The organism is Halanaerobium sehlinense (genome assembly GCF_055379485.1).
The window spans coordinates 1764171-1787460 of the sequence record NZ_AP042442.1 but is presented as its reverse complement, the minus strand read 5'-3'; the positions used below and the strand labels follow the sequence as shown (position 1 = coordinate 1787460).

Annotated in this window: 21 protein-coding genes, 3 tRNA genes and 1 riboswitch; of the genes, 22 read left to right on the top strand and 2 right to left on the bottom strand. The window is 32.0% G+C overall.

The genetic code is table 11. The features are described from left to right. Window positions 1-4 precede the first annotated feature (4 nt). Genes yfmH through ACZ446_RS08760 form a run of 4 tightly spaced genes read left to right on the top strand, consistent with a single transcriptional unit; the run spans window position 5 to window position 5162 of the window. The gene (gene yfmH, locus ACZ446_RS08775) at window positions 5-1288 is read left to right on the top strand and encodes an EF-P 5-aminopentanol modification-associated protein YfmH (protein ID WP_464392196.1); all 1284 of its coding nucleotides are present in this window, start codon (window positions 5-7) and stop codon (window positions 1286-1288) included. Between the two features lie 5 nt (window positions 1289-1293). Beyond that, a complete protein-coding gene (locus tag ACZ446_RS08770; protein WP_464392195.1) occupies window positions 1294-2436 on the top strand; it encodes an MFS transporter in 1143 nt (380 codons plus the stop codon). After that, complete coding sequence (gene queG, locus ACZ446_RS08765) at window positions 2426-3523, top strand: tRNA epoxyqueuosine(34) reductase QueG (protein WP_464392194.1); 1098 nt, start codon at window positions 2426-2428, stop codon at window positions 3521-3523. Before ACZ446_RS08770 ends, queG begins: the two co-directional genes overlap by 11 nt. Beyond that, on the top strand, window positions 3513-5162 hold the full coding sequence (locus ACZ446_RS08760; RefSeq protein WP_464392193.1) for a uridine kinase family protein: 1650 nt from the start codon (window positions 3513-3515) through the stop codon (window positions 5160-5162). Before queG ends, ACZ446_RS08760 begins: the two co-directional genes overlap by 11 nt. Here ACZ446_RS08760 and ACZ446_RS08755 read toward each other — a convergent pair. Beyond that, complete coding sequence (locus tag ACZ446_RS08755; RefSeq protein ID WP_464392192.1) at window positions 5121-5720, bottom strand: 5' nucleotidase, NT5C type; 600 nt, start codon at window positions 5718-5720, stop codon at window positions 5121-5123. The genes ACZ446_RS08760 and ACZ446_RS08755 overlap by 42 nt on opposite strands. Before the next feature lie 217 nt (window positions 5721-5937). On the opposite strand from ACZ446_RS08755, the gene nth reads away from it, so the two are divergent. The 10 genes from nth to ACZ446_RS08705 all read left to right on the top strand — a co-directional run bounded on the left by nth (window position 5938) and on the right by ACZ446_RS08705 (window position 13941). Further along, window positions 5938-6582 carry an endonuclease III gene (gene nth, locus ACZ446_RS08750; RefSeq protein WP_464392191.1) on the top strand — a complete coding sequence of 215 codons (645 nt, stop codon included), beginning with the start codon at window positions 5938-5940 and terminating at the stop codon, window positions 6580-6582. Between the two features lie 18 nt (window positions 6583-6600). Then, window positions 6601-7911 (top strand): PhoH family protein, encoded by a 1311-nt coding sequence (locus ACZ446_RS08745; RefSeq protein ID WP_464392190.1) that lies wholly within the window; start codon window positions 6601-6603, stop codon window positions 7909-7911. 17 nt (window positions 7912-7928) lie between these two features. Then, window positions 7929-10058 carry a SpoIID/LytB domain-containing protein gene (locus tag ACZ446_RS08740; protein ID WP_464392189.1) on the top strand — a complete coding sequence of 710 codons (2130 nt, stop codon included), beginning with the start codon at window positions 7929-7931 and terminating at the stop codon, window positions 10056-10058. 46 nt (window positions 10059-10104) lie between these two features. Next, a riboswitch (FMN riboswitch) is annotated at window positions 10105-10226 on the top strand. 84 nt (window positions 10227-10310) lie between these two features. Beyond that, a complete protein-coding gene (locus tag ACZ446_RS08735; RefSeq protein WP_464392188.1) occupies window positions 10311-10865 on the top strand; it encodes an ECF transporter S component in 555 nt (184 codons plus the stop codon). Window positions 10866-10919: 54 nt separating this feature from the next. Next, entirely contained in the window at window positions 10920-11678 is a 759-nt protein-coding gene (locus tag ACZ446_RS08730) for an MBL fold metallo-hydrolase (RefSeq protein WP_464392187.1), read from the top strand. A 58-nt stretch (window positions 11679-11736) separates the two neighbouring features. Then, window positions 11737-12222, top strand: coding sequence for a tRNA (uridine(34)/cytosine(34)/5-carboxymethylaminomethyluridine(34)-2'-O)-methyltransferase TrmL (trmL, locus tag ACZ446_RS08725; RefSeq protein WP_464392186.1), 486 nt, complete (start codon window positions 11737-11739; stop codon window positions 12220-12222). Between the two features lie 52 nt (window positions 12223-12274). Then, the gene (locus ACZ446_RS08720) at window positions 12275-13528 is read left to right on the top strand and encodes a LysM peptidoglycan-binding domain-containing protein (protein ID WP_464392185.1); all 1254 of its coding nucleotides are present in this window, start codon (window positions 12275-12277) and stop codon (window positions 13526-13528) included. 156 nt (window positions 13529-13684) lie between these two features. After that, window positions 13685-13760, top strand: a tRNA-Lys gene (locus ACZ446_RS08715). A gap of 7 nt (window positions 13761-13767) precedes the next feature. Further along, window positions 13768-13844, top strand: a tRNA-Met gene (locus tag ACZ446_RS08710). 21 nt (window positions 13845-13865) lie between these two features. Then, window positions 13866-13941, top strand: a tRNA-Phe gene (locus ACZ446_RS08705). Window positions 13942-14103: 162 nt separating this feature from the next. Here the strand turns inward: ACZ446_RS08705 and ACZ446_RS08700 are convergent. Further along, complete coding sequence (locus ACZ446_RS08700) at window positions 14104-15075, bottom strand: ABC transporter substrate-binding protein (protein ID WP_464392184.1); 972 nt, start codon at window positions 15073-15075, stop codon at window positions 14104-14106. 210 nt (window positions 15076-15285) lie between these two features. Between ACZ446_RS08700 and ACZ446_RS08695 the strand changes: the two genes are divergently transcribed. The 8 genes from ACZ446_RS08695 to ACZ446_RS08660 all read left to right on the top strand — a co-directional run bounded on the left by ACZ446_RS08695 (window position 15286) and on the right by ACZ446_RS08660 (window position 23283). Continuing rightward, complete coding sequence (locus ACZ446_RS08695; RefSeq protein WP_464392183.1) at window positions 15286-15807, top strand: peptidylprolyl isomerase; 522 nt, start codon at window positions 15286-15288, stop codon at window positions 15805-15807. Between the two features lie 175 nt (window positions 15808-15982). Continuing rightward, window positions 15983-16834 (top strand): phosphate/phosphite/phosphonate ABC transporter substrate-binding protein, encoded by an 852-nt coding sequence (locus ACZ446_RS08690; RefSeq protein WP_464392182.1) that lies wholly within the window; start codon window positions 15983-15985, stop codon window positions 16832-16834. A gap of 56 nt (window positions 16835-16890) precedes the next feature. Next, window positions 16891-18276: a sensor histidine kinase gene (locus tag ACZ446_RS08685; protein WP_464392181.1), complete on the top strand. Its 1386-nt coding sequence runs from the start codon at window positions 16891-16893 to the stop codon at window positions 18274-18276. Next, window positions 18254-19576, top strand: coding sequence for a sigma-54-dependent transcriptional regulator (locus ACZ446_RS08680; RefSeq protein ID WP_464392180.1), 1323 nt, complete (start codon window positions 18254-18256; stop codon window positions 19574-19576). Before ACZ446_RS08685 ends, ACZ446_RS08680 begins: the two co-directional genes overlap by 23 nt. Window positions 19577-19978: 402 nt before the next feature. Then, window positions 19979-21496: an alkaline phosphatase gene (locus ACZ446_RS08675; protein WP_464392179.1), complete on the top strand. Its 1518-nt coding sequence runs from the start codon at window positions 19979-19981 to the stop codon at window positions 21494-21496. A gap of 85 nt (window positions 21497-21581) precedes the next feature. Further along, complete coding sequence (locus ACZ446_RS08670; protein WP_464392178.1) at window positions 21582-22121, top strand: YibE/F family protein; 540 nt, start codon at window positions 21582-21584, stop codon at window positions 22119-22121. Continuing rightward, window positions 22112-22726 (top strand): YibE/F family protein, encoded by a 615-nt coding sequence (locus ACZ446_RS08665; RefSeq protein ID WP_464392177.1) that lies wholly within the window; start codon window positions 22112-22114, stop codon window positions 22724-22726. Before ACZ446_RS08670 ends, ACZ446_RS08665 begins: the two co-directional genes overlap by 10 nt. A 332-nt stretch (window positions 22727-23058) precedes the next feature. Beyond that, window positions 23059-23283, top strand: a complete 225-nt coding sequence (locus ACZ446_RS08660; protein ID WP_464392176.1) for a sulfurtransferase TusA family protein — start codon at window positions 23059-23061, stop codon at window positions 23281-23283. Window positions 23284-23290 lie beyond the last annotated feature (7 nt).

Here is a 23290-nt window from a genome sequence, read left to right as displayed (position 1 = left end):
AAATTTGGAAAATATTTATAATAAGGTAATGGACGAACGATTAGTAAAAACTAAATTAGATAATGGTTTAAATGTATATATCTTTCCTAAAAAAGATTATGTTAAACAATATGCAATGCTTTCTGTAAATTTTGGTTCAAATGATGTTGAATTTATTGATGTTAAAAACGGACGTAAGCGAAATATGCCGCTTGGAATTGCTCACTTTTTAGAACACCAGCTTTTTGAAGATAAGGAAAAGAGTATTTTCGATAAGTTTGCTGATCTTGGTGCTTCTGCTAATGCATATACTAATTTTGACAGCACTAACTATCTTTTTTCAAGCAGTAGTAACTTTGAAGAGTCTTTAATTAATTTAATTGAATTTGTTCAGGATCCTTATTTTAGTGAAGAGAATGTAAAAAAAGAGAAGGGAATTATTGTTCAGGAAATTAAAATGTATCAGGATAATCCTTACTGGAGATCTTATTTTAATCTTTTATCAGCTCTTTATTCTAATCATCCTGTTAAAAATGATATAGCTGGAACTGAAGAAAGTGTAATGTCAATAACTCCAGAAGATTTATATATCTGCTACTATAATTTCTATTTACCCTCTAATATGGACTTAATTTTAATTGGGGATCTTGAGCCTAAGAGAATAATTAATTTAATTAAAGAAAATCAGGCAAAAAAGCATTTTCCTCATTTTAAAAATCCAGTTCGAATTTTTAAAGAAGAACCGTCTGCAGTAGCCAAAAAATTGGTAGAAGAAAAAATGAATATTTCAAGACCGATGGTTCAGATTGCCTTCAAAGATCCTATTACAGGTGAAGAACCGGCTGAAATAATAAAAAAAGAGTATATTGTTAACCTTCTTTTAGATATAGTTTTTGGACGCAGCAGTAAAAATTACAACCAACTTTTAGAGCAGGGGATTATTGATAACAGTTTTTCCAGCACCTATCATAAAAAGCCTGATTATGCTTATGTACATTTACATGGAGAAAGCAATAGACCAGATTTAATGCGGGAGAAAGTCAAAGATAAACTGGTTGAAATTGATCATGATGAAATTAGAGATAACTTTGAGCGGATTAAAAGAAAATATCAGGGTAGTTATATTCGCTTATTCAATAATTTCAATCACTTAGCTGCTGAATTTATTAATTATCGTCGTTTAGGTATTGATATTTTTGATTTAGCTTCGATAATCGATAATATTACCCTTTCTGAATTACTGTCTTATTCAGATAAAATATTTAATAAGGATCTAATGGTTGAATCAATAATTTTAAATGAGGACTGATTTTTTTGGCTTTTAAGCTGTATAATTTTATCTTTTATATAACAATGGCCGCTTTTGGTTATTTTAATATTTATTTTCAGGACGCAGGGCTTGATTCTTTTCAAATTGGCTTGGTAAATGCAATTCCCAGGATTTTTGCTCTGCTTTTGATGCCATTTTGGGGCTTTTTAACAGATTATTTTCATGAAAATAAAAAAGTTTTGTTTATTACCTTAACAGGGACTTTTTTGACAGTGATTTTATTTCCGCAGACAACTTCATTTAAAATTTTAATGCTGCTGATGTTTTTTTATACATTATTCCAAAATCCAATTATACCTTTGTCAGATAGCCTACTCTTAGATTATCTTGGTGATAATTCTAATTATTATGGTAAATTTAGACTTTGGGGTTCAGCCGGTTATATGATTTCAGTTTCCATTATGGGTTATTTTTTAGAGGCTACCTCTTCTGTTAATTTATTTTATGTCTATGCGGTTGTTTTAATTATCTCTATGTTTTTATTAAAATTTCTTCCAAAAACTGAAAGAGAGATAGAAGTTTTAAAACCGGGAGATTTTAAAAAGATATTTAAAAAAAGAAGACTGCTTTACTTTTTATTCTTTGTTTTTATACTGCAGACAGCAATGAATGCAAATTACAGTTATTTCCCTTTATATATCGTGGCTCAGGGTGGAGGAGAATTTTTAGTTGGAGTGGCTTTAACGATTTCTTCTGCCAGTGAAATTTTAGCTTTTTTCTTTTCTGATAGGATTATTAAAGGTAATAAATTCAGCAGAATAATAGTTATCATCAGTGTAGGTTTTATTATTCGTTGGCTTCTGCTCTCATTTTTCCCATTTACTCCTGTCATTCTATTTTCTCAGCTGCTGCACAGCATTACTTTTGGCTTGTTTTTTGCAGTTGGAGTAGATTATGTTGATCGGATAAGTGGAGAAAAGTTCCGGGCTACAGGCCAGAATCTTTATGCAGGAATCTTTATGGGTTTGAGTGCTATTTCTGGTAGTTTAATTGGTGGTAAGATTTATCAGATATCAGGTGGAGAGAAGATGTACTTTTTCTGGGCCTTAGTATCTGCAGCTGCAGGTATAGTTTACAGCCTCTATTTATTTAAAAAAGAAAAGGAGTTAAAACTTGATGCAGATTAATAAGCTGGTTAAAGAGTGTGCAGCTGAATTAAATATTGATATCTGTAGGGTTACTGATAATAAGAAACTGGAGACTGATTTTAAAATTTTAGAGGAGAGAAGCCGTGGTCAATTTTGGCCCCAACCTTTTGCCAATCAAAATCTTGAAGAACTGACGACACCAGCTTTACACTTTTCCAATTTAAAATCAATAATTGTGACTGCAGTTAGTTATAAACAGAATAAAGCCAATCCTTTTTTATCAAATTACGTGACAGTAGAGGATTATCACAATTATCTGAGAAATAAATTGGAAAAATTGGTTGTTGAACTGCGGCAAAAAATAGATGAAGATTTTAACTATAAAATATTTGTTGATCAAGCACCATTTTTAGAAAAAGCTTTAGCTCAAAAAGCAGGAGTTGGGTTTATCGGGAAAAATACTCTTTTAATCAATCCTAATTTAGGTTCCAATTTATTTTTGGGAGAAATTTTTACTGATTTAGAAATTGAAGCAGATCAACCTCTAGATCTCAGCTGCGGCAGCTGCAGACTCTGTCTTGAAAGCTGTCAGGTTGGGGCACTTAAAGAAGCTAATTTGCTGGCTGCTGAGGACTGTACGGCTTATTTAACTCAAAAAAAGGGAATGCTTTCAGAATCAGAAATAGAAAAAATTGGCCATCATATCTGGGGTTGTGATGATTGTAAAGATATTTGCCCTCATAATCAAAAAACTGAAGCAGCAGAAGAAGAAAAACTTCAATTATTTGATAAAGATTTAGAATATTTTCTTAATCTAAAGCGTAAAGAAATTCCTGCTGAATTAGATAATACAGCTATAACCTGGAGGGGCAGCAGAATCTTAATTAGGAATTCACTGCTGGCAGCAGCTGATTTAAAAGAAAAAAAGTTTTTTAATAAAATTAAACAAAAATTAGATGATAGTTCACCCATAATTCGTTATTATGCGGCTTATTCTCTGCTCAAAATTGATTTTAAAAAGGCAAGAAAAATTGTAGACGATTATCTAAAAGAAGAACAAAACAGCGAATATAAAAATAAAATCCAGGAAATTTTTGCTTTAGAGGAGGAGAAGAATGGATCTTAAAGTGGATAGTGAAAAAATTAAAATTATAGAAAAATGCAGTATTGAAAATATAATAGCTGAGAGCAGCCTTGAGAATAAAAAAGATGTTATGGCTGTTATTATTGAGAATGAAATTTATGATTTAACTGAAGAGCTTGATCGAGATGCAGAACTGAAAACGGTTAATATTTCTTCTGAATTAGGAAATAGAATTTACAGAAGAAGTTTATATTTTGTAATGGCAAAGGCTATTTATGAATTGTTTCCAGAAACTATTTTAAAAATAGAAATTTCAATTAGTAATGGAATTTATTGTGAGTTGGAAAATAAGCCCAGTTTAAGCAAAAGTGATTTAGCCAGGTTAAAAGAAAAAATGCAGGAAATAATTGATGCTGACTATAAAATTAAAAAACATAAATTAAAAAAAGAAAAAGTTTTAGAAATAATTGCACAAGAAAACTGTACTTTCAGACGAGAACTGCTGGATCAGCAGAATAAAGATTATTATACTCTCTATGAACTAGATGGTTATTATGATTATTTTTATTATAATATGGTTCCTTCAACTTCATATTTAAAAGAATTTGATCTGCATTTAAGAATTCCAGGTTTTGTACTTCTTTTTCCAAAATTCTTTAGTGATAAAGAGGTTCCTAAATTTAAAGAACAGCCAAAACTGGCAAATGTATTTTTAGAATATGAACGTCTGGGTAAAATTTTAGGTGTTAACAATGTTGCAGAATTAAATAAATGTATAGAAGCTAAAGAACACAATGAATTAATTAGAATTGCAGAAGCCCTGCATGAGAAAAAAATAGCAGAAATAGCAGACCGAATCAAAAGTGGAATGCCCAGAAATAAAATTATATTAATTGCTGGACCAAGCTCGTCTGGTAAAACAACTTTTACTCATCGTTTATCAACTCAGTTGAAAATTAATGGTTTAAGACCGGTTCAAATTTCAGGTGATGATTATTTTGTGCATCGAGAAAACACACCTGTTGATGAAAATGGAGAACCTGATTTTGAGTCAATTGAAGCAATAAACTTAGAGCTGTTTAATGATCATCTACTGCAGCTGATTCAGGGAGAAGAAGTAGAACTACCAAAATTTAATTTTGAAAAGGGAATTAGAGAAAAAAGTGGTAAGTTTTTAAAATTAGATGATGACCAGACGATCTTAATTGAAGGAATTCATGGTCTTAATGACAGAATGACAGAAGTGATTCCACAGGATTTAAAATTTAAAGTTTATATCAGTGCTTTAACTCAGCTGAATATTGACTGTCATAATAGAATTCCGACAACTGATACCAGATTAATCAGAAGAATTGTAAGGGATAATCAATATCGCGGTTTGTCAGCTGCTGATACTTTAAATTTATGGCAGAGTGTACGCAGGGGTGAGGAGAAAAATATTTTCCCTTATCAGGAAAATGCAGATGTAATGTTTAATTCTGCCCTGATTTATGAACTTTCTGTTCTAAAAAATTATGTTGAACCTTTATTAAAACAGATAGATAAAACAAACCAAAATTATTATCAGGCACAGCGTCTGCTTGAAATTCTAAGCAATTTTAAAGCTATACCTGATAATGAAGTCCCATTCACCTCAATTTTAAGAGAGTTTACCGGCATGAGCGTTTTTAGAGAGGAATAGTCTTAGGTTTTCTCTGATTTCATCCCAGTTATTAACTTTTGTGATTTTACTGTTACCATCAAAATCATAGTTGTGGTACTTACTGACCAGAAAAACCGGAATATCCTTAGCTGCGATTTCTAAAGCATTTTCTTTTTTGTCATCAATAAACAAAGCAATATTTTTTTCAGCAGCTAAGGGTGCCTTATTATGCTCGTGATGCAGCTCATGATAAGGAATCCCATGTTCGGCTAACCATTTTTCAGTTAAAGAGCGATGTTCCTCATGGCGGGCTGTGATTAAAATCAAGCGGTGCCCTTCCTGATATAGTTCGGTCAGTATTTCTTTGGCTTTAACAACTGGTTTAACACTGCTGTAGACCTCTTCTATTTTTGCCTGAATAAACTCATTTAGTTCCTGATTATTAATTGCAAAGGCTTCTGCCAGATCATAAGTATACTCTGTTAGAGTAATTTTTCGATCAAAAAACTCATTCATTTTTTGCTGCCAGATACTATTGTTATCAGGTCCTTCATCAGTTAATACTCCATCAATATCAATACCAAAATTATATTTCATAATCAACACCTCATTTATAAATTAAAATCTTTATACTTTTAATAAAAATTAAGACTATATAATCTAAACTTCAAGCTACACTTTTTATTATACTATCATTTATTAATTGTGATGTCTAGATAATATGAACATTTAAATCAATTAATAATCTAGCTTTATTTTTATTAAAATTTAGAGTAAAATAGTATTAAGAATGATGCTTAGAGGAGGCAGTATATTGACTAAAAAGATAAATAAAAAAGAAAAAGTAGAAGAATTAGTTGAACTATTTTCTAAACATTATCCCGAGCCCGGCACAGCTTTAGAGCATACTTCATCATTTGAGCTTTTGATTGCAACTATTTTATCAGCTCAAACGACTGATATTCAGGTTAATAAAGTTACAAAAGAACTTTTTAAAAAATACAATACTCCTGAAGCTATGTTAAAACTTGACCAAAAAGAGTTGGAAGAAAAAATTAATAGTATTGGTCTTTATAGAAATAAAGCTAAATATATTTTAAAGACCTGTCAGATACTTATCGACCAGTTTGAGGGAGAAGTACCTTCAACCAGAAAAGAACTGCTGAAACTAGCAGGAGTTGGCCGTAAGACAGCCAATGTAGTCTTAGCTAATGCTTTCTATAAAGCTGCTTTTCCGGTAGATACGCATGTATTTAGAGTTTCAGAGCGTCTTGGTTTAAGCAGCGGTAAAAATGTTGATAAAACTGAAAAAGAATTAACTAAATTAATTCCAAAAAAGTACTGGATAGATTTTCATCACTGGTTAATTGATCATGGTCGTGCTATATGTAAGGCCCAAAATCCAGATTGTGAAAATTGCTTTGCCAGTCATTTATGTAGATATTATCAAAATAATTAATTTGAGGGAGGAAGCAAAATGAAAAAGATATTTGTCTTAGACACAAATGTACTTCTGAATGACCCTCGCGCTATTTATAGTTTTGAGGACAATGATGTTGTGATCCCGCTCGCTGTATTAGAAGAAATTGATGATTTAAAAACCAAAAGTTCTGATTTAGGTTACAATGCTCGTGAAAGTTCTAGAATTTTAGAAGAAATCAGAGAAAGCGGTAATCTTCATGATGGTGTTGAATTAGAATCAGGTGGTATAGTCAAAATTATAATTAACGGCGAATTAGAGCTTCCCCGCGGTTTGAGCTCCAGCAAGATGGATAATCGGATAATTTCTACCGCTATTCATCTACAAAAGGAGAATACAGACCGTAAAGTTATAATGATTTCTGATGATATTAATATGCGTTTAATCTGTGATGCATATGGTTTAGAGGCTGAAGAGCACAGTTCTTCCCGCTTAAAAGAAGAAGAGGTTTATTCAGGTTTTAAAGAAATAATGTGTGGGTCAGATTTAATTAATAAATTTTATGAAGAGGAAAAACTTTCTTTATCAGAGTTAAATCAGCTTGATGATTCTTTATATCCAAATGAATTTGTGCAGTTGACAGCAGATGATCGTAATAAAAATACTGCTCTGGCTCGTTTTGATGGCGATAATTTAGTTCCGCTGCGCTATAATAAGAGTCAACCTGCTAAGATTAGGGCCAGAAATAGAGAGCAGCAGATGGCTATGGAGCTTCTGCTTGACGATGAAATTAAATTAGTAACAATGTCCGGTAAAGCGGGTACAGGTAAAACTTTGCTGGCACTTGCTGCTGGACTGGCAAAAGTAGTTGATGAGCAGGTTTTCTCAAAACTTCTGGTAGCCAGACCAATTCAACCAATGGGAAAAGAGCTCGGGTTCCTGCCGGGAGATGTAGAAGAGAAGATGGGCCCCTGGATGAAGCCTATTTTTGATAATTTGGACTTTATAGTCCACCGCAATAAAGATGCAAGGTTTGCTTATCAAAAATTATTAGATAAAGATCTAATTCAAATTGAAGCTCTTACTTATATCAGGGGACGTTCAGTTCCAGATCAGTTTATCATTATTGATGAGGCTCAAAACTTATCTCTGCATGAAGTAAAAACTATTGTAACTAGAGCCGGAGAGGGTTCAAAATTGATTTTCACTGGAGACCCTTTCCAGATAGATAATCCTTATTTAAATTTTCATAAAAATGGTTTGAACTATCTGGCTCATAAATTTCATGACCAAAAAATTGCCGGTCATATTATGTTAAAAGAAGGTGAAAGATCAGAACTGGCTGAAATTGCTAGTGATCTTCTTTAAACTAGGAGTTGTATTTAATGAAAAAAGTTTTTAGATTGATTATTATTTCTGCTCTCCTTTTGGGGATCTTAATTCCAGTTTTTGATTATTTTTATGAGGAAGAATCAAAAAAGAGTGTAATGCTGGCTCAGGAGAGCAGAAATAGAAACATTGAAGAATTTTTTGAAATGGCAAAAGAAGCTTTTTATGAGGCTAATTATCAATCGGCAGAATATTATTATCAGCAAATAATTGATCTGGATCCTTATAATTTAGAAAGCAGAAGAAATTTGGCTGTAGTTTACAGTGAGCAAAATAAATTAAAAGAGGAAAATAGGATTCTGCTTGAGACTTCTATTTTAAGTCAACAGAGTCAAGATTATTTAAGTTTAGCTGTTAATTTTTATGAATTAAATAATAATTTAGCTTCAAATTATATTTTAGAAAACAAAATAAAATTTAACCCCGAAAATAAGGAGCTAAATTCAGAAACTGAATCGCATCATTTTCTCTTTCAAAAATATTATTATTTAGTAAAAAATAATTTAGATTTAAAAAATTATAAAAATGCTAAAAAATATTTATTGGAGCTAGATGATTTAAAGGGTACTGATTCAGAATTTTACCTACTCAGGGCTGAACTAAATAAACTCCAGCAAAAATATTTAGCAGCTTTTAATGATTATGAAAATGCATATCAGGCTAACAGGTCACAGAGTTATTTATACAAAGATATGGCTCAAATGCTGGAAAAAGCCGGGGAGGAAATAAAAGCCTATAATCACTGGCAGCGCGCACTGGGTTACGGATGGTTTAAAGAGCTGGCCTACCAGAAAATTAACTATTATCAGGAAAAATACCCCAGCTTAAAACCAGCAAAAGAAGATCAGAAGCAGCCTGAAGAAATTAATCCCTTTAACCTGGAGGCTTCCTGGGAGAGGCCGCAAAAAATTTTAGATCAGAAGAAGATACAGATGTTGAGAATTGGACTGCAGGAAAACAATGAACACTTACTTTTTCAGTATTCAGATCCCTTTTCTATTATTTATCAGGGGAAAATTATATTTAAAGGTAAGGCCAGAAAAAATTATTTGTTAGAGCTTGAAGCTGATTCAATTTATATCAGCAGTAAAGAACGAAGAGTTAGACTTGGAAATTCTCAATTAGAATATCAGCTTTACAGCAGTCAGGAGAATTCTTCTTTTTATGTTTATAATATCAGCTATGGTCAGGGTTATTTCTGGCAGGGAAGTGGAAATAGGCAGTATAGGGGTGAGATGATAATTAAAGGGGAGGGAGACAACTTTACTTTAATAAATCAGGTAGAATTAACACCCTATTTAATTTCTGTAGTTCCTTCTGAAATATATGCCAGCTGGCCTAAAGAAGCTCTGAAAGCCCAGGCTGTAGCAGCCAGAAGTTATACTTTAAACAATTTGGGACGCCACAGCAGTGATGGTTATGATCTCTGTTCCAGTGTCCACTGTGCCGCTTATAACGGTATAATGAGCGAACATCAGCGTACTACTGAGTCAGTACTGGAAACTCAGGGAGAAACTGCAGTTTTTGAAGGCCAAATTATTGAAGCTGTTTTCAGCAGTAATAGTGGTGGCTATACTGAGCGCAGTGATCAAATTTGGTCTGCAGATTTACCCTATCTTAGGGGATCAAATCAGATGAAGGTTGATCGCTATGATTTTCCTTTAAATCCTTTAGAACTGCAGCAGTGGCTTTTGTCTGCTCCAGAATCATATTCTAAAGATTATGGCAGCAGTAACTACCGCTGGCAGTTAAAAGTTCCTGCAGAAATTATTGAGTACCGCAGTGGTTTGGATAAAATTAAAAGGATCAAAGTTGATAAGCGTGCCCGGGGTGGAACGATAACTTCTTTAACAATTTTTGGAGAACAGTCTGAGAAAAATTACAGTGTTTCTCAAATCAGAAGAGTTCTTGGTGGTTTAAAAAGCAGCCGCTTTTACTTTAACAGTCATTTTGATCAAAATGGCTATTTAAAAGAAATATTTGTTTATGGATCAGGCTGGGGCCACAATTTAGGACTTGATCAATCTGCTTCTGCAGGCATGGCTGCAGCTAATTGGAATTACCAGGAGATTATCAAGCATTTTTATCCCGGAGTTGAAATAATTAACTATAATTCACAAGAATAATTTGCTTTTACAGCAGTTATTGCTTATAATTAAAATAATAAGAAAATATTATCTTCAGGGTATGGTGCGCTTTTGAGCAAATCCTAACCGGTGGTATAGTCCACGAGCTGCAGCTGAACTGGTGAAATTCCAGTACCGACGGTAAAGTCCGGAATAAAGAAGATTAAATTATTAAGAAGCCCTGTTTTCTAAGCAGGGCTAATTTTTTTGCCCAAAATGGAGATAATAAATAAATATAGAAGGAGATAGAGAATGGATACAAAAAAAATTACTACAACCTCAGTTTTAGCAGCCTTTTCTTTAGTTTTAATGCTGTTAATTCGTTTTCCAATGTTTTTACCATTTTTAATTTACGAACCAGGAGATATTCCAATATTGATTATTGCCTTTTTATTTGGCCCGGGTGCAGCTTTAGGAGCAACTTTTATTTTATCGATTTTAATGGCTGTTTTCACGGGTCTTGGAGGTTCTTTTGGAGCCTTTATGCATTTTTTAGCAACAGGTGTATTTGCAGGAGTTGCGGGATATTTTTATCAGCAGCATCATAATAAACTTGGTGCTGTCAAAGGACTGGCTATTGGTTCTATTGCAATGACAGTTGTTATGGCAGGAGCTAACCTGCTCTTAAACCCAATATTTTATGGAATTCCAAGAGAACAGGTTTTACAGATGATGCTGCCGGGTATTATACCTTTTAATTTGGCTAAAGCTGTTATTAATTCTGTGATAACAGTTTTGATTTATAAAAAACTTGCTAACTTTATGCGGAGCAAATCCCTAATTAAACGGGAAGAACTGGCCGAATAAGTTTGACAAATACCCCAATTTTAAGATAAAATTTTCATGAGAGGAGATGTTTTTTTGCAGATAACATTTTTAGGAACAGGAACCTCTCATGGGGTACCTGTGATAGCCTGTGATTGTGAGGTTTGTCAGTCTGACAATCCAAAAAATAAAAGAATGAGAACTTCCATTCATGTTAAAAGTGATGAATATAATTTATTAATAGATACTCCACCTGAGATGAGGCTGGAATTGATAAATAATAAGATAAAGAATGTTGATTCAGTTTTAATGACTCATGCTCATGCAGATCATATTATGGGTTTTGATGATATAAGGGCTCTAAACTGGTATCAGGGTAAAGAAATGCCGGTTTACGGTGATTTGAAAACATTGAATCACATCAAAAGGATTTTTCCTTATATTTTTTCAGATAATAATCCAGGTGGAGGAATACCACAGGTTATTCTAAAAGAAGTAGAGAGGAAATTCACATTTAGAGATCTTCAAGTTATAGCTGTTCCAATCTACCATGGAGATAATCAAATTTTAGCTTATCGAATTAATAATTTTGCTTATTTAACAGACTGCAGTTATATTCCTGAAAGTTCATTAAAGCTTCTGGATGGAATTGAATATGCTGCTGTAGATGCTCTTAGATTTGAAGAGCACCCAACACATATGTCTGTTGACCAGGCTGTTGAATTAGTTGATAAATTATCTTTAAAAAACGGATATTTAACTCATATGTCACACAGGTTAGACCATGAAAAATTAGATGATTATCTGCCAGACCATGTAAGTCCTGCTTATGATGGCCTTGTTATTGATATTTAGATTTAGTAAGGATCTTTCATAAAAAGCAACATAAATCAATTAAAATAAGGTGATAGAATTGAACATAGTACTTGTTGAACCAGAAATACCACAAAATACCGGTAATATAGCTAGAACCTGTGCAGTAACAAATTCAAAGCTGCACTTAGTTAGACCATTAGGCTTTTCAACTTCAGATAAATATTTAAAAAGAGCGGGTCTTGATTACTGGGATAAATTAGATATCAGTTATTATGATAATTTAGATCATTTTTTTGAAGAGAATAAGGGAGGGCGCTTTTTTTATGCAACTACAAAAGCCCCAGCAGCTTATTCTGATCTTAAATATCAGGAAGATGATTATTTTTTATTTGGCAAAGAAACAGCGGGTTTACCAGAAGATCTATTAGAAGCAAACTTAGAAAACTGCATTAGGATTCCGATGCTGGACAATTTAAGGTCTCTAAATCTTTCTAATTCAGTGTCTATTATTATTTATGAAGCCTTAAGACAGAATAATTTTAAAAATTTAAACAAAAAAGGAAAATATAAAGAGGAAATTTAACTTTTATCTAGAAATATATATAGTAGAAGAAATTGGAGAAAGGAGGGGAGATATGGAAAAAAATAACTTTTTAACTACGCTAATAATTTTATTAGTTTTTCTTTTGTCAATAACTATTACAGTTTCTGCGTTCCAGGTTAAGCTGAATGATCGTGGAAGAGATGTAATGGAAATTCAGAAGTATTTAAAAACTCTTGGATATAATACAGCACCCGACGGTATTTTTGGACGCAGCACTGAAGAAGCAGTAAAAGATTTTCAGAGTAGTCAAAATTTATCGGTTGATGGAATAGCCGGTGACAATACTCGTCAGTTATTGAAAAAAATGATTTCTGAGAAAGTATCTTATGAACTATATGTGGTAGATAATGGAGATACTCTGTCAGGAATTGCTAAGTCAAAAGATCTTAGTGTGGAAGAGATTATGGAGTTTAATAATATGACATCTGTCACTATTAGACCGGGACAGGATTTAAAAATTCCAAGAGATGATGCAGCTAAAACTAATACCAATCAAGAAAAAGCAGCTGAAGCTAAAATATATTATACAGTTCGTCCGGGAGACACTTTATCAGCAATAGCAGCACGCAGAAATTTACCTGTCGAAGAGATTATGGCTGCAAATAGTCTTAATTCAGATTTTATTAAAGCCGGCCAGGAACTGGTACTGCCTTTACTGAATTCGAAGGCGGCTGGTGGAAGTACTAAAACAGCAGCTAAAACTACTTCAAGTAAATCAACGCCTAATGATCCTATTGTTCATAAAGTTCAACGAGGAGATGCTTTAAGCAGTATTGCCAGGATGTATGGTACTAATGTGGATTCGATTAGAAGTGCAAATAATTTGAGTGGAGATAGAATTTTTGCTGGTGATGAGCTAATAATTACTGATTATCAAAGAGGACCCTTTACATTAAGTCGTGGTTCTTTGATCTGGCCTGTTAATGGAAGAATTACTTCTAATTTTGGCTGGAGAAATCATCCCATTAAGAAAACAAGATTATTTCATAATGGTTTAGATATTGCTGTGCGATCAGGCACTCCTGTGAAAGCAGCAGCTGCAGGAGAAGTTGTACATAGTGGTTGGATGAATGGTTTTGGTTATACAGTTATTATTGATCATGGACGAGGGGTAGAAACTCTTTATGCCCATAACTCTAGAGTAAGTGTAGCAAAAGGATCAATGGTTAATAAGGGTCAGCAGGTTGCTTTATCTGGAAATACAGGTTTAAGTACTGGGCCTCATCTTCATTTTGGAGTTTTACAAAATGAAAAACCGCTAAATCCTAAAAATTACTTACCTTAGTTTAATAATTTTAAATTTGAAGGTGGGCAGCTGGTTGTTGTCTGCCTTTTATTTTCAATAAAATTTACTATTTATAAAGATTTTTAAACTTTTTTATGATTTTTTCTTGACAAGCACCTGGATTATTGATATTATAAAAAGCGTCGCAAGAGAAATGGGCCATTAGCTCAGTTGGCAGAGCACCTGACTTTTAATCAGGTTGTCGGAGGTTCGAATCCTCCATGGCTCACCATTTATAGCGCGGGGTAGAGCAGTCTGGTAGCTCGTCAGGCTCATAACCTGGAGGTCATCGGTTCGAATCCGGTCCCCGCAACCATTTTTATTTAATTACATATTAGGTGGAATAGCTCAGTCGGTAGAGCAGTGGATTGAAAATCCACGTGTCGACAGTTCGATTCTGTCTTCCACCACCACTTTTTAGAATATTAAAGCCAGGCATTTTGCCTGGCTTCTTTTTTTGCAAATTAAATTTTGCATATCTAGTTTAATTTTAAATTTTGTAATTTTATTTCAAATAAGCTTTTTATTTAAATAAGTTTCTACTAAATAAATTTCTATTTAAAATTTATCAGATTTTAAAAAATAGTATCTGCAGATTCTAAAAGATCTTCTGGTATTTTAAGATTGATTTGTTCAGCAGACTTTTGGTTAATATAGAGCTTTAATTCATCTGAAGATTCAACCGGCATTTCTGCTGGTTTACTCCCTTTAAGAATCCTGGCTGCCATAGATCCTGTCTGTCTGCCAAGTTGATAGTAATCTATTCCTAAGGTAGCTATTGCCCCCTGCTTAACTGAATTGTTTTCAGAAGCAAATACAGGCACCTTTCTATTATGAGCTATCTGCAGTACAGTAGGCATAGCAGAAACAATGATATTATCAGTTGGTACATAAATTGCATCTACACTATCTACTAGAGAGGAAACTGCAAGGCTTACTTCACTACTGTTGCTAACTGTTGCCTCTTCCAGTTTAACTCCCATTTCTTTTGCTTTTTCTTTAGCCAGTTCAACCTGAACTGTAGAATTTACCTCACCTGGATTGTATAAAATTCCTATATTTTTTACTTCAGGCAAAAAATCTTTTATTAATTCTAGCTGTTTTGCTACCGGGTTCATATCTGTTGTTCCTGTAATGTTTGCTCCAGGTTTTTCCATACTTTCAACCACACCCGCCTCTACTGGATCAGTAACGGCTGTAATTAACACTGGCGTATTATTTAAAACATTTGCAGCTGTTTGAGCAGATGGTGTTGCAATTGCCAGAACTAAGTCAATATTGTTTTGCTTAAATCTCTGGGCAATTGTTTGAGCGGTTGCAAAATCAGCCTGAGCATTCTGTAAATCTATTTCAATATTTTCACCATCAATAAATCCTTCTTCTGCCAGCTGATCAATAAAACCCTCTCTGGCCAAATCTAAAGATGGATGCTCAACAAACTGTGAAATTCCTATCTCATATTCCTGCGCTGCTAAATTCATTGAAAATAATGATACCAGTAAAACAATTAAGATTAATAAATAGCTTTTCTTTAAAATATTTTTCATACTTTTAACTACTCCCTTCTTTTTGAAAAATTTAATTATTTAAATCAATTATATAATTAATATCTTTAGCTTGTCAATTTTTAACTTTTTGATAAGATAGGAAGAACAGCCCAAATTGATTAATAAATTTTAGAATATCAGCTTTAATTCTCGGTTTAAATTATATATAATAATGAAAGAAAGATTAAAAATTAAATTGAGGTGTTATATATGTCGAAAAATCCAGAAGTAACAATAACAATGGAAAGTGGAAACCAGATTAAGTTAGAACTTTATCCAGAAACAGCTGAAAATACGGTTAAAAATTTTATTCAGCTAGCTGAGGATGGATATTATGATGGCCTGATTTTTCATCGGGTAATTAAAGGTTTTATGATTCAGGGGGGTTGTCCTGATGGTACAGGAATGGGTAATCCAGGATATTCAATTAAAGGTGAGTTTTCTGCTAATGGTTATGATAATGATCTAAAACACAGCCGAGGAGTAATTTCAATGGCCCGTAGTCAGAGCCCTAATTCTGCTGGATCACAGTTTTTTATTATGCACAAAGATTCTCCCCATTTAGATGGTCAGTATGCGGCTTTTGGAGAGGTTATTGAGGGTATGGAAACTGTTGATCAAATTGCTGAGGTAGAAACAGGTGCCAGAGATGTGCCAAAAGAAGATCAGGTAATGAAAACTGTAGAGGTAGAAACTTTTGGGGTAGAATATGAGGCTCCAGAAAAGCTGTAAGAAATAATAATCAAATAACTTTTAAAGGCTGGCAGTTAATTCTGTCAGCTTTTTAAATAATTTTGTTTTTTCTTTCTTAATTGTATATAATAAAGTAAGTGAGCAAATTTCAGATTATTTAATTAATTTTAAATATTAAATTAAATTTGGGCAAAATTAAGTTAGGGAGATGGCAATGAAATATTTAAAAAAATATCTTTATTTAGTTCTGCTAATTTTATTTCTTATGATCTCTACAGTTTCAGTACAGGCAGAAGAATTTATAACTTTAGGAGTTACTTCTAAAAAAATTGCTTTATCAAAACTAGAAAGTTGGCAGTCTATACTGGAGGAGGTTTCTAAAAGAAGTGGAGTAGATATTGAATTAATAATTGCCAAAGATCATCAGGCATTAATTGATTTGATGGAAAATAAAAAGATTGATTTGGGCTATTTTTCTCCTGTTTTTTATGTGAAAGCACGTAAAAAATTAGACTGTAAGCCAATAGTCTTAGAAAAAAGGTTAGGCAGTTCTTATTATCAGGGAGGGTTTATTGTACATAAAGATTCTGAGATTAAAAATTTAGATGATTTAAAGGATAAAAAAATAGCTTTTACAGCTGAAAAAGATTCTACTTCAGGATATTACCTACCAATAGCTATTTTAAATAGAAATGGTATAAATTATAAAAATGACTTAAATGTCATCTATACAGGCAAACATATTAATGCCCTGAAAAGTGTAAGTTACGGTTTAGTTGATGCAGGAGCAATAAAACTATTTATTTTAGAAGATGAAGACAATAGAAAATATAGTTCAGAAATTAGAGTTATATCTAAATCCTCTTATCTGCCGACATCTTCTATAGCTGCTAGAAAAGATATAAAAAATGAAATAATAAATAAGCTGAGAAAAGCCTTTTTAAGCCTAGATACTGATCAGGAAGGTTTAAAGTCTATGCAAAAATCTGGTTTTGATGGTTTTGCTGTAAGCAGTGATCAAATGTATGATATTGTTCGAAAATATTTATCTGATTATAAAGATTAATTTTAATAGAAATAGAATTAAAATCGAAGAAAGCTAAAAAATAAGGATGATTAATTTTGTCATTAAAAAAGAGACTGATTACTTACACAATGTTAATATTTTTGATAATAATGCTTTTAGTAGGCTATGTATTAATTGTTCAGCAGAAAGATATATTTCAGGAAGAAATTGAGAGAAGGGGAGTACTTTTAGCAAGAACTTTAGCAGAAATCAGCAAAGAAGCACTGCTGGTGCATGAGTTTAGTACACTTTCTAAAAATGTTAGATCCTTCAATAGTGAACGAGATGTTGTAGGTGCAAAAATAATTAATAATAACGGTAGAATTTTAGCAGCCCTGGATAGAAGCCTGGAAGGAAAGTTTATTGAGAGTGATTTTACACAGAAACAGAGTTATTTAGATAATGATAAATTAATTACCAGCAGAGATATAATTATAGATGGGGAGATTATTGGTAGGACTATAATCATACTTTCTCAACAAACTCTAAAGAATAAGATAAACTATTCCATTAGAATGATGATCATTATTTTAACTGCAGCTTTTTTGCTGCTGACATTTATTATTCATATTACAGCAGATTATATCTTAGAACCAATCACTAATCTTGCTAAAATAGTTCGTAAAATCCCAGAAAGTGATTTTGATATTTCAAAACTTAAATCTAAAAATCCTCCTTCAGAATTAAAAGAACTTTATAATTCTGTAATTTGGATGTACGAAGAAATGCTGATTATTAGAAAAAGTCTAATTGAAAAAACACAGATGGCTACTCTTGGAAAAATGTCAGCTTATTTGGCCCATGAAATAAGAAACCCCTTAGAAGCTATTTCAGGTGCTGTTGAAGTAATAAAATTAAAAGAAGAGTTAAATTCAAAAAATGGTTTTTTTGAAATAATAAATGAAGAAATTGACACACTTAATAATTTTTTAGATGAATTTTTGAATTTTGCCAGAATCAAATCATATGAGTTTAAAAAGATTGATATAATTAACCTTCTAAATGATATTTTCAAGTTATTAGAAGCAATGATTGACAATAATAACATAACTTTAATTAAAGAATTTGACACTGAAGATCTATATATAAAAGGGGATATTAATAAAATTAAAAGTGTTTTTACCAATATAATTTTGAATTCAATTGAAGCGATTAAAAAATCTGGTTTTATCAGAATAAGAGTTAAAAATAATAATGATTATATTTTTGTTAGTATTGAAGATAATGGCAGCGGAATTAAAAATGAAGATCTTGATAAAATTTTTAACCCATTTTTTACAACTAAAAAAAGTGGTAGTGGAATAGGTTTAAGTATGTCAAAAGAGATTATTGAAAAACATAATGGAAAAATAAAAGCAGATATTGATAAAAATACAGTTTTTGAAATTAAATTACCAATTTATAAGGATGATAGCAGTAATGAAAAAAATATTAATAGTTGATGACAAAGAAAATATATCAAAAGTTTTAAAAGCAATATTAGAATCCGAGAATTATATAGTTGATTACGCAAATGATGTAGATGATGCAGTTAAAAAGGCTGAAACTTTTAAAGCAAATTTAATTATATCTGACATAAGAATGCCAAAAATGAATGGGATTGAATTTTATGAAACTATGTTAAAAAAAGATGTAAAAAGCAAATTTATTTTTATGACTGCATATGGAAGTATTCCAATGGCTGTAAAAGCAATGAAATTGGGGGCGTCAGAATTTTTAACTAAACCATTAGACTATGATGAGCTTAAAATAAAAATTCGTAATTTAATTGGCCAAAGTAAAATTGATAAAAAAGATGAGATAAGGAAAAAGTATAATAAAATAGTTGGAGAAAGTAAAAAAGTGTATAATTTAATAGAGACAATTGATATGGCTGCTGATTACAGTTCTACAGTTTTAATTCAGGGTGAAAGTGGCTCTGGAAAAGAATTAGTTGCAAGAGCTTTACATTACCACAGTCAGCGTCGAGAGAATAATTTTATTGCAGTAAATTGTGCGGCACTAAATCATAATATTATAGAATCAGAATTATTTGGACATAAAAAAGGTGCATTTACAGGTGCTGTAAAAGATAAAAAAGGGAAGTTTGAGCTGGCAGATAAGGGGACTTTAATGTTAGATGAAATTACTGAAATTAGTCTTGATACACAGTCTAAACTGCTGCGGGTGTTACAGGAAAAAAAGTTTGAAAGAGTTGGAGAAAATATAAGCATAGATGTTGATGTGAGAATTATTGCAACTACTAACCGAGATATTAAAAAAATGGTCAGAGAAAATAAATTTAGAAGTGATTTATTTTATCGCTTAAATGTTATTCCGATCAATGTTCCTCCACTTAGAGAAAGAAAATCAGATATAAAAATTTTAATGAATCATTTTATCAAAAAAATATCAAGCAGAGAAGGGGTTAGTCAGAAACGTATTTCTGATGAAGCTGTGGAGTTATTAAAAAAATATGACTGGCCCGGGAATATAAGAGAGTTAGAGAATTTAACCGAACGATTAATCATTATTTCTAAAAACAATGAGATTGATGTCCGGGATTTACCTCAAGAGATTATAGAAAAAGTTAATAGTGAGCAAGAAAAATTAAGTGAAAAAGAAAAAATTATAAAATCTTTAAAAAGGAGCAGTGGAAATAAAACCAAAGCTGCTAAAAACTTAGGTATTTCTAGAAAAACTTTGTATAATTGGATTAATAAATATAAAGATGATCAGGAAGTAGCTGATTTAGTTGAGTAATTTACACACCTAAACTGTGAAGTTAACTAAAAATACACACAATAAAGAATATTATAATATTTAGACCAGTAAAGACTCTCTTTTTGAGAATAGTTTTTACTGATTTTTTTATTTAAAAAATGAAAATATAGCAGTTATTTTAGATAATTTAAATTAAATTTTAATCGACCACCTCTTAATAAGATTAATTATTAATAATTTTCAAAAAATAAAACTTTCTATTTTAATTTAATAAATATCATGCTTCTGGTATGGAAATTGCATTTAATATAAGTGGCATGCCGAATTATTAAATATTTTAGCTTTGGGGGTGAATAGTAAAGTAATACTTGGTTACAAATTATTGGTTTTTAGTTTTTTGGCTTTTCAAAAAAATATTAAATCATATTAGGGGGATATTAAATGTTTAATAAAATTAATGGAAGAAAAGTTTATTCTAGAATACTTATGACTGCTTTAATTACAATGCTTTTAGCTGGTAGTGTCTTAGCCGCTGGAACAGAAACAGATAATCCCAAATATATATTCTTTCTTATTGGTGATGGTATGTCCAGTTCTCAGGCAACACTGGCAGAATACTATAATCAGTTTGAAAATTTAGAAGAAGTTAATCATGATTATGAAGAATATGGCGAAAGTTATATTGATCTTAAAGCAGAAGAACATAGTGATAGATTAATGATGCATAGATTAGATCACGAAGGTTCAACAAGAACTACAGGGTCATTCACTTTAGTACCTGGTTCTGCTCAAACTGCGACAGCATTAGCAACTGGTTCTAAAACTGATAGAGATACTATTGCTTTAGACCTTAATGATAAGCCGCTTAAATCTGTTCTAATGGCAGCTAAAGAAAAGGGAATGGCTACAGGTTTAGTGTCAACTGCCAGAATTACTCACGCTACTCCAGCTGCTTTTGGTTCCAATGTACCAGACAGAGGAATGGAAAATGAGATAGCAGCACAGTATTTAGAAAATGAAGTTGATTACCTTGTTGGTGGTGGAGCAAGACACTTCTTGCCCGGCAGTAATGAAAACTCTAAGCGTGAAGATAACAGAAACCTATTTGAAGAATTTTCAAACAAAGGTTACAAAGTATTTGAATCCAGTGCGCAAACAGCAGAATTTAGAGATTATAAACCTCAGGCTGGAGATCAGGTGATTTATACACCGACTATGAGCCATGTTTCTTACGAGATTGATAGAGATAATGAGTTTGTACCAAGTATTGCTGAAATGACTACTAAAGGTATAGAATTATTAAGTCAAGATGAAGATGGATTCTTTATGATGGTTGAAGGTGGACGTATTGACCATGCAGCTCATGATAATGATGTTGCTGCTACCATTCATGATACTTTAGCTTTTGATAATGCTGTTAAAACTGCATATAAGTTTTATCTGGAACATCCAAATGAGACTTTAATAATTGTTGCTGGTGACCATGAAACTGGTGGTCTTGGTTTAAACAGCAGTGAAGGTATGGAATATGATTACTTTATGGATTTAGCACCTATTCGTGAGATTAAGGCTTCTATTGAGGAAGGTTTTGAATATACAGGTGATAGAGAACAGGTATATGCTGACTTAAAAGAAGATTTTGGAATAGAAGAATTAAGCGATAGAGAAAAAGAGCTTTTAGAAAGCGCTATGGATCTTCAGGATGCAAAAGGTAGAGGAGCAGATGTTGATGAATTTAACGGGTATTGGCCTCAGGCAACCTGGATCAGTCCAGTACAGTCAACTATAGCTCACATTACTTCAAGAAGATCTAGAATTGGATGGACTTCTTCTGCTCACACAGGACAAATTATCCCAATTAGAACTCATGGTGCTGGTGCAGCTGAATACTCTGATTCAATGGATAATACTGATGTAGCTAAAATTACTGCAGAATTATTAGATGTAGAGCTAAATTAGAGTAAATAATTAAAAGTAAATCTTTAACTATTAGGTGAGGAGTAATTCCTCACCTTTCTTTAAATTTTAGTGTGGAGGAATAGAAATGAAAAGCAAAAAGATCAAAGCAATTATTCTAATAGTTATTATTAGCCTATCTCTTTTATTTTTATTTTATAATTTAAGTTTCAAAGATGATACTAGAGAGCTTAAAGCTGTGGTTAAAAAAGTTGATAATAGTGAAATTAGTGGTTCAGGTGTTCAGAAATTTGGTCGGCAAATAGTCAGAGTAGAAATTAAAGAGGGGAAATACAAAGGTTCAATAGTTAATGCTTCCAATCATTTAGTTGGGAATTTTGGCTGGGATTATCGTTTTAAGGACGGGGAGGAAATTTTAGTTGCAATTTCAGAAACAGAAAACAATGAAATTAGAGCAGCAGTTGCTTTAGATGTATATAGACAGGGTTGGATTTTAATATTAATTGCACTTTTTATTACATTATTAATACTTTATGCTCGTTATATAGGATTAAAAGCTCTATTTTCTTTTATCGGGAGTATTTTTATTATCTGGAAGATATTAATCCCTGGGTTATTAGCAGGCCTAGATCCATTAATTTTTTTTTTACATCTTTTGTGCTTTTGATTTTATCTGCGTTAATATTATTTTCAATTGCTGGCTTTACTAAAAAGGGGTTTGCTTCATTTTTTGGCACGAGTTTGAGTCTTTTAATAACAATAATCTTAACTATCTTTTTTGGAAATAAACTTGCACTTGATGGAATGTCTTCTCCCTATGTAGGGGAAATGATGGCTGCTGGCTATTTTAATTTAAATATTAGAGAAATATTTTATGCAGCGGTAGTTATAGGAGCTTCTGGAGCAGCAATGGATATTGCTATGGATATGGCTACAACTATCAAAGAGTTGAAAGAACAGAGACCTGACCTGGAAATGAAAGATTTGATTAAATCAGGTTTTAACGTCGGTAGTGATGTAATCGGTACTATGACAACTACTCTTCTTTTGGCCTATGCAGGTGGATATTTAACATTAATGATGGCCTTTATGACTAGAACAGCAACTTTAAGAAGAATTTTCAATTTGAGAATTATTGTTTCGGAAATACTAAGAACTCTTGTTGGTAGTATAGGTTTAGTAATAGTAGCACCAATTACTACTATTTTTGCTGCCTGGCTTTACAGCAGAGAATTTAAATTGAAAGATATTAAAGATAAATTTAAAAACTAAATAAAGAATATTTTTTTAATAAGACTCTCCTGCTTATGCTGAATAAACTAAAGCAGGAGAGTTTATAAATTATAAAGCAACTAAATTGTATAACAATAAAATTAATTTGACTAATAAATTAAAACCATTAAAATCTGCAGTCAAAAATAGATTGTAAATTATAAACTTGACCAAAAAACTCGGATATTATATAATGTTAACAGTAAAGATTAATAAATAATTTTTATTTTAAAAATAAAAAATATTCAGAATATAATATTAAAATTTTAAATGACAGCAGTTTTTTATATCGAAAAGAGGTAAGTTTCAATCTTTAAATAAGGAGGATAATTATGGCTGATGAAATAAAAGTAGATTGTTTAGGTGAAAATTGTCCAGTACCTTTGGTAGAAACAAGAAAAGCTGTAAGGAAAGCAGAAAAAGGCGATATAATAATAGTAACAGGAGATCACTCTGCTTCTAAAAAAGAAATTCCAATGGCTGTTGAAGCAATGGGGTTAGAGTTAGTATCAGTTGAGGAGATTAACAATCACTGGAAAATCAAAATTAAAGTATAGAGGTGGA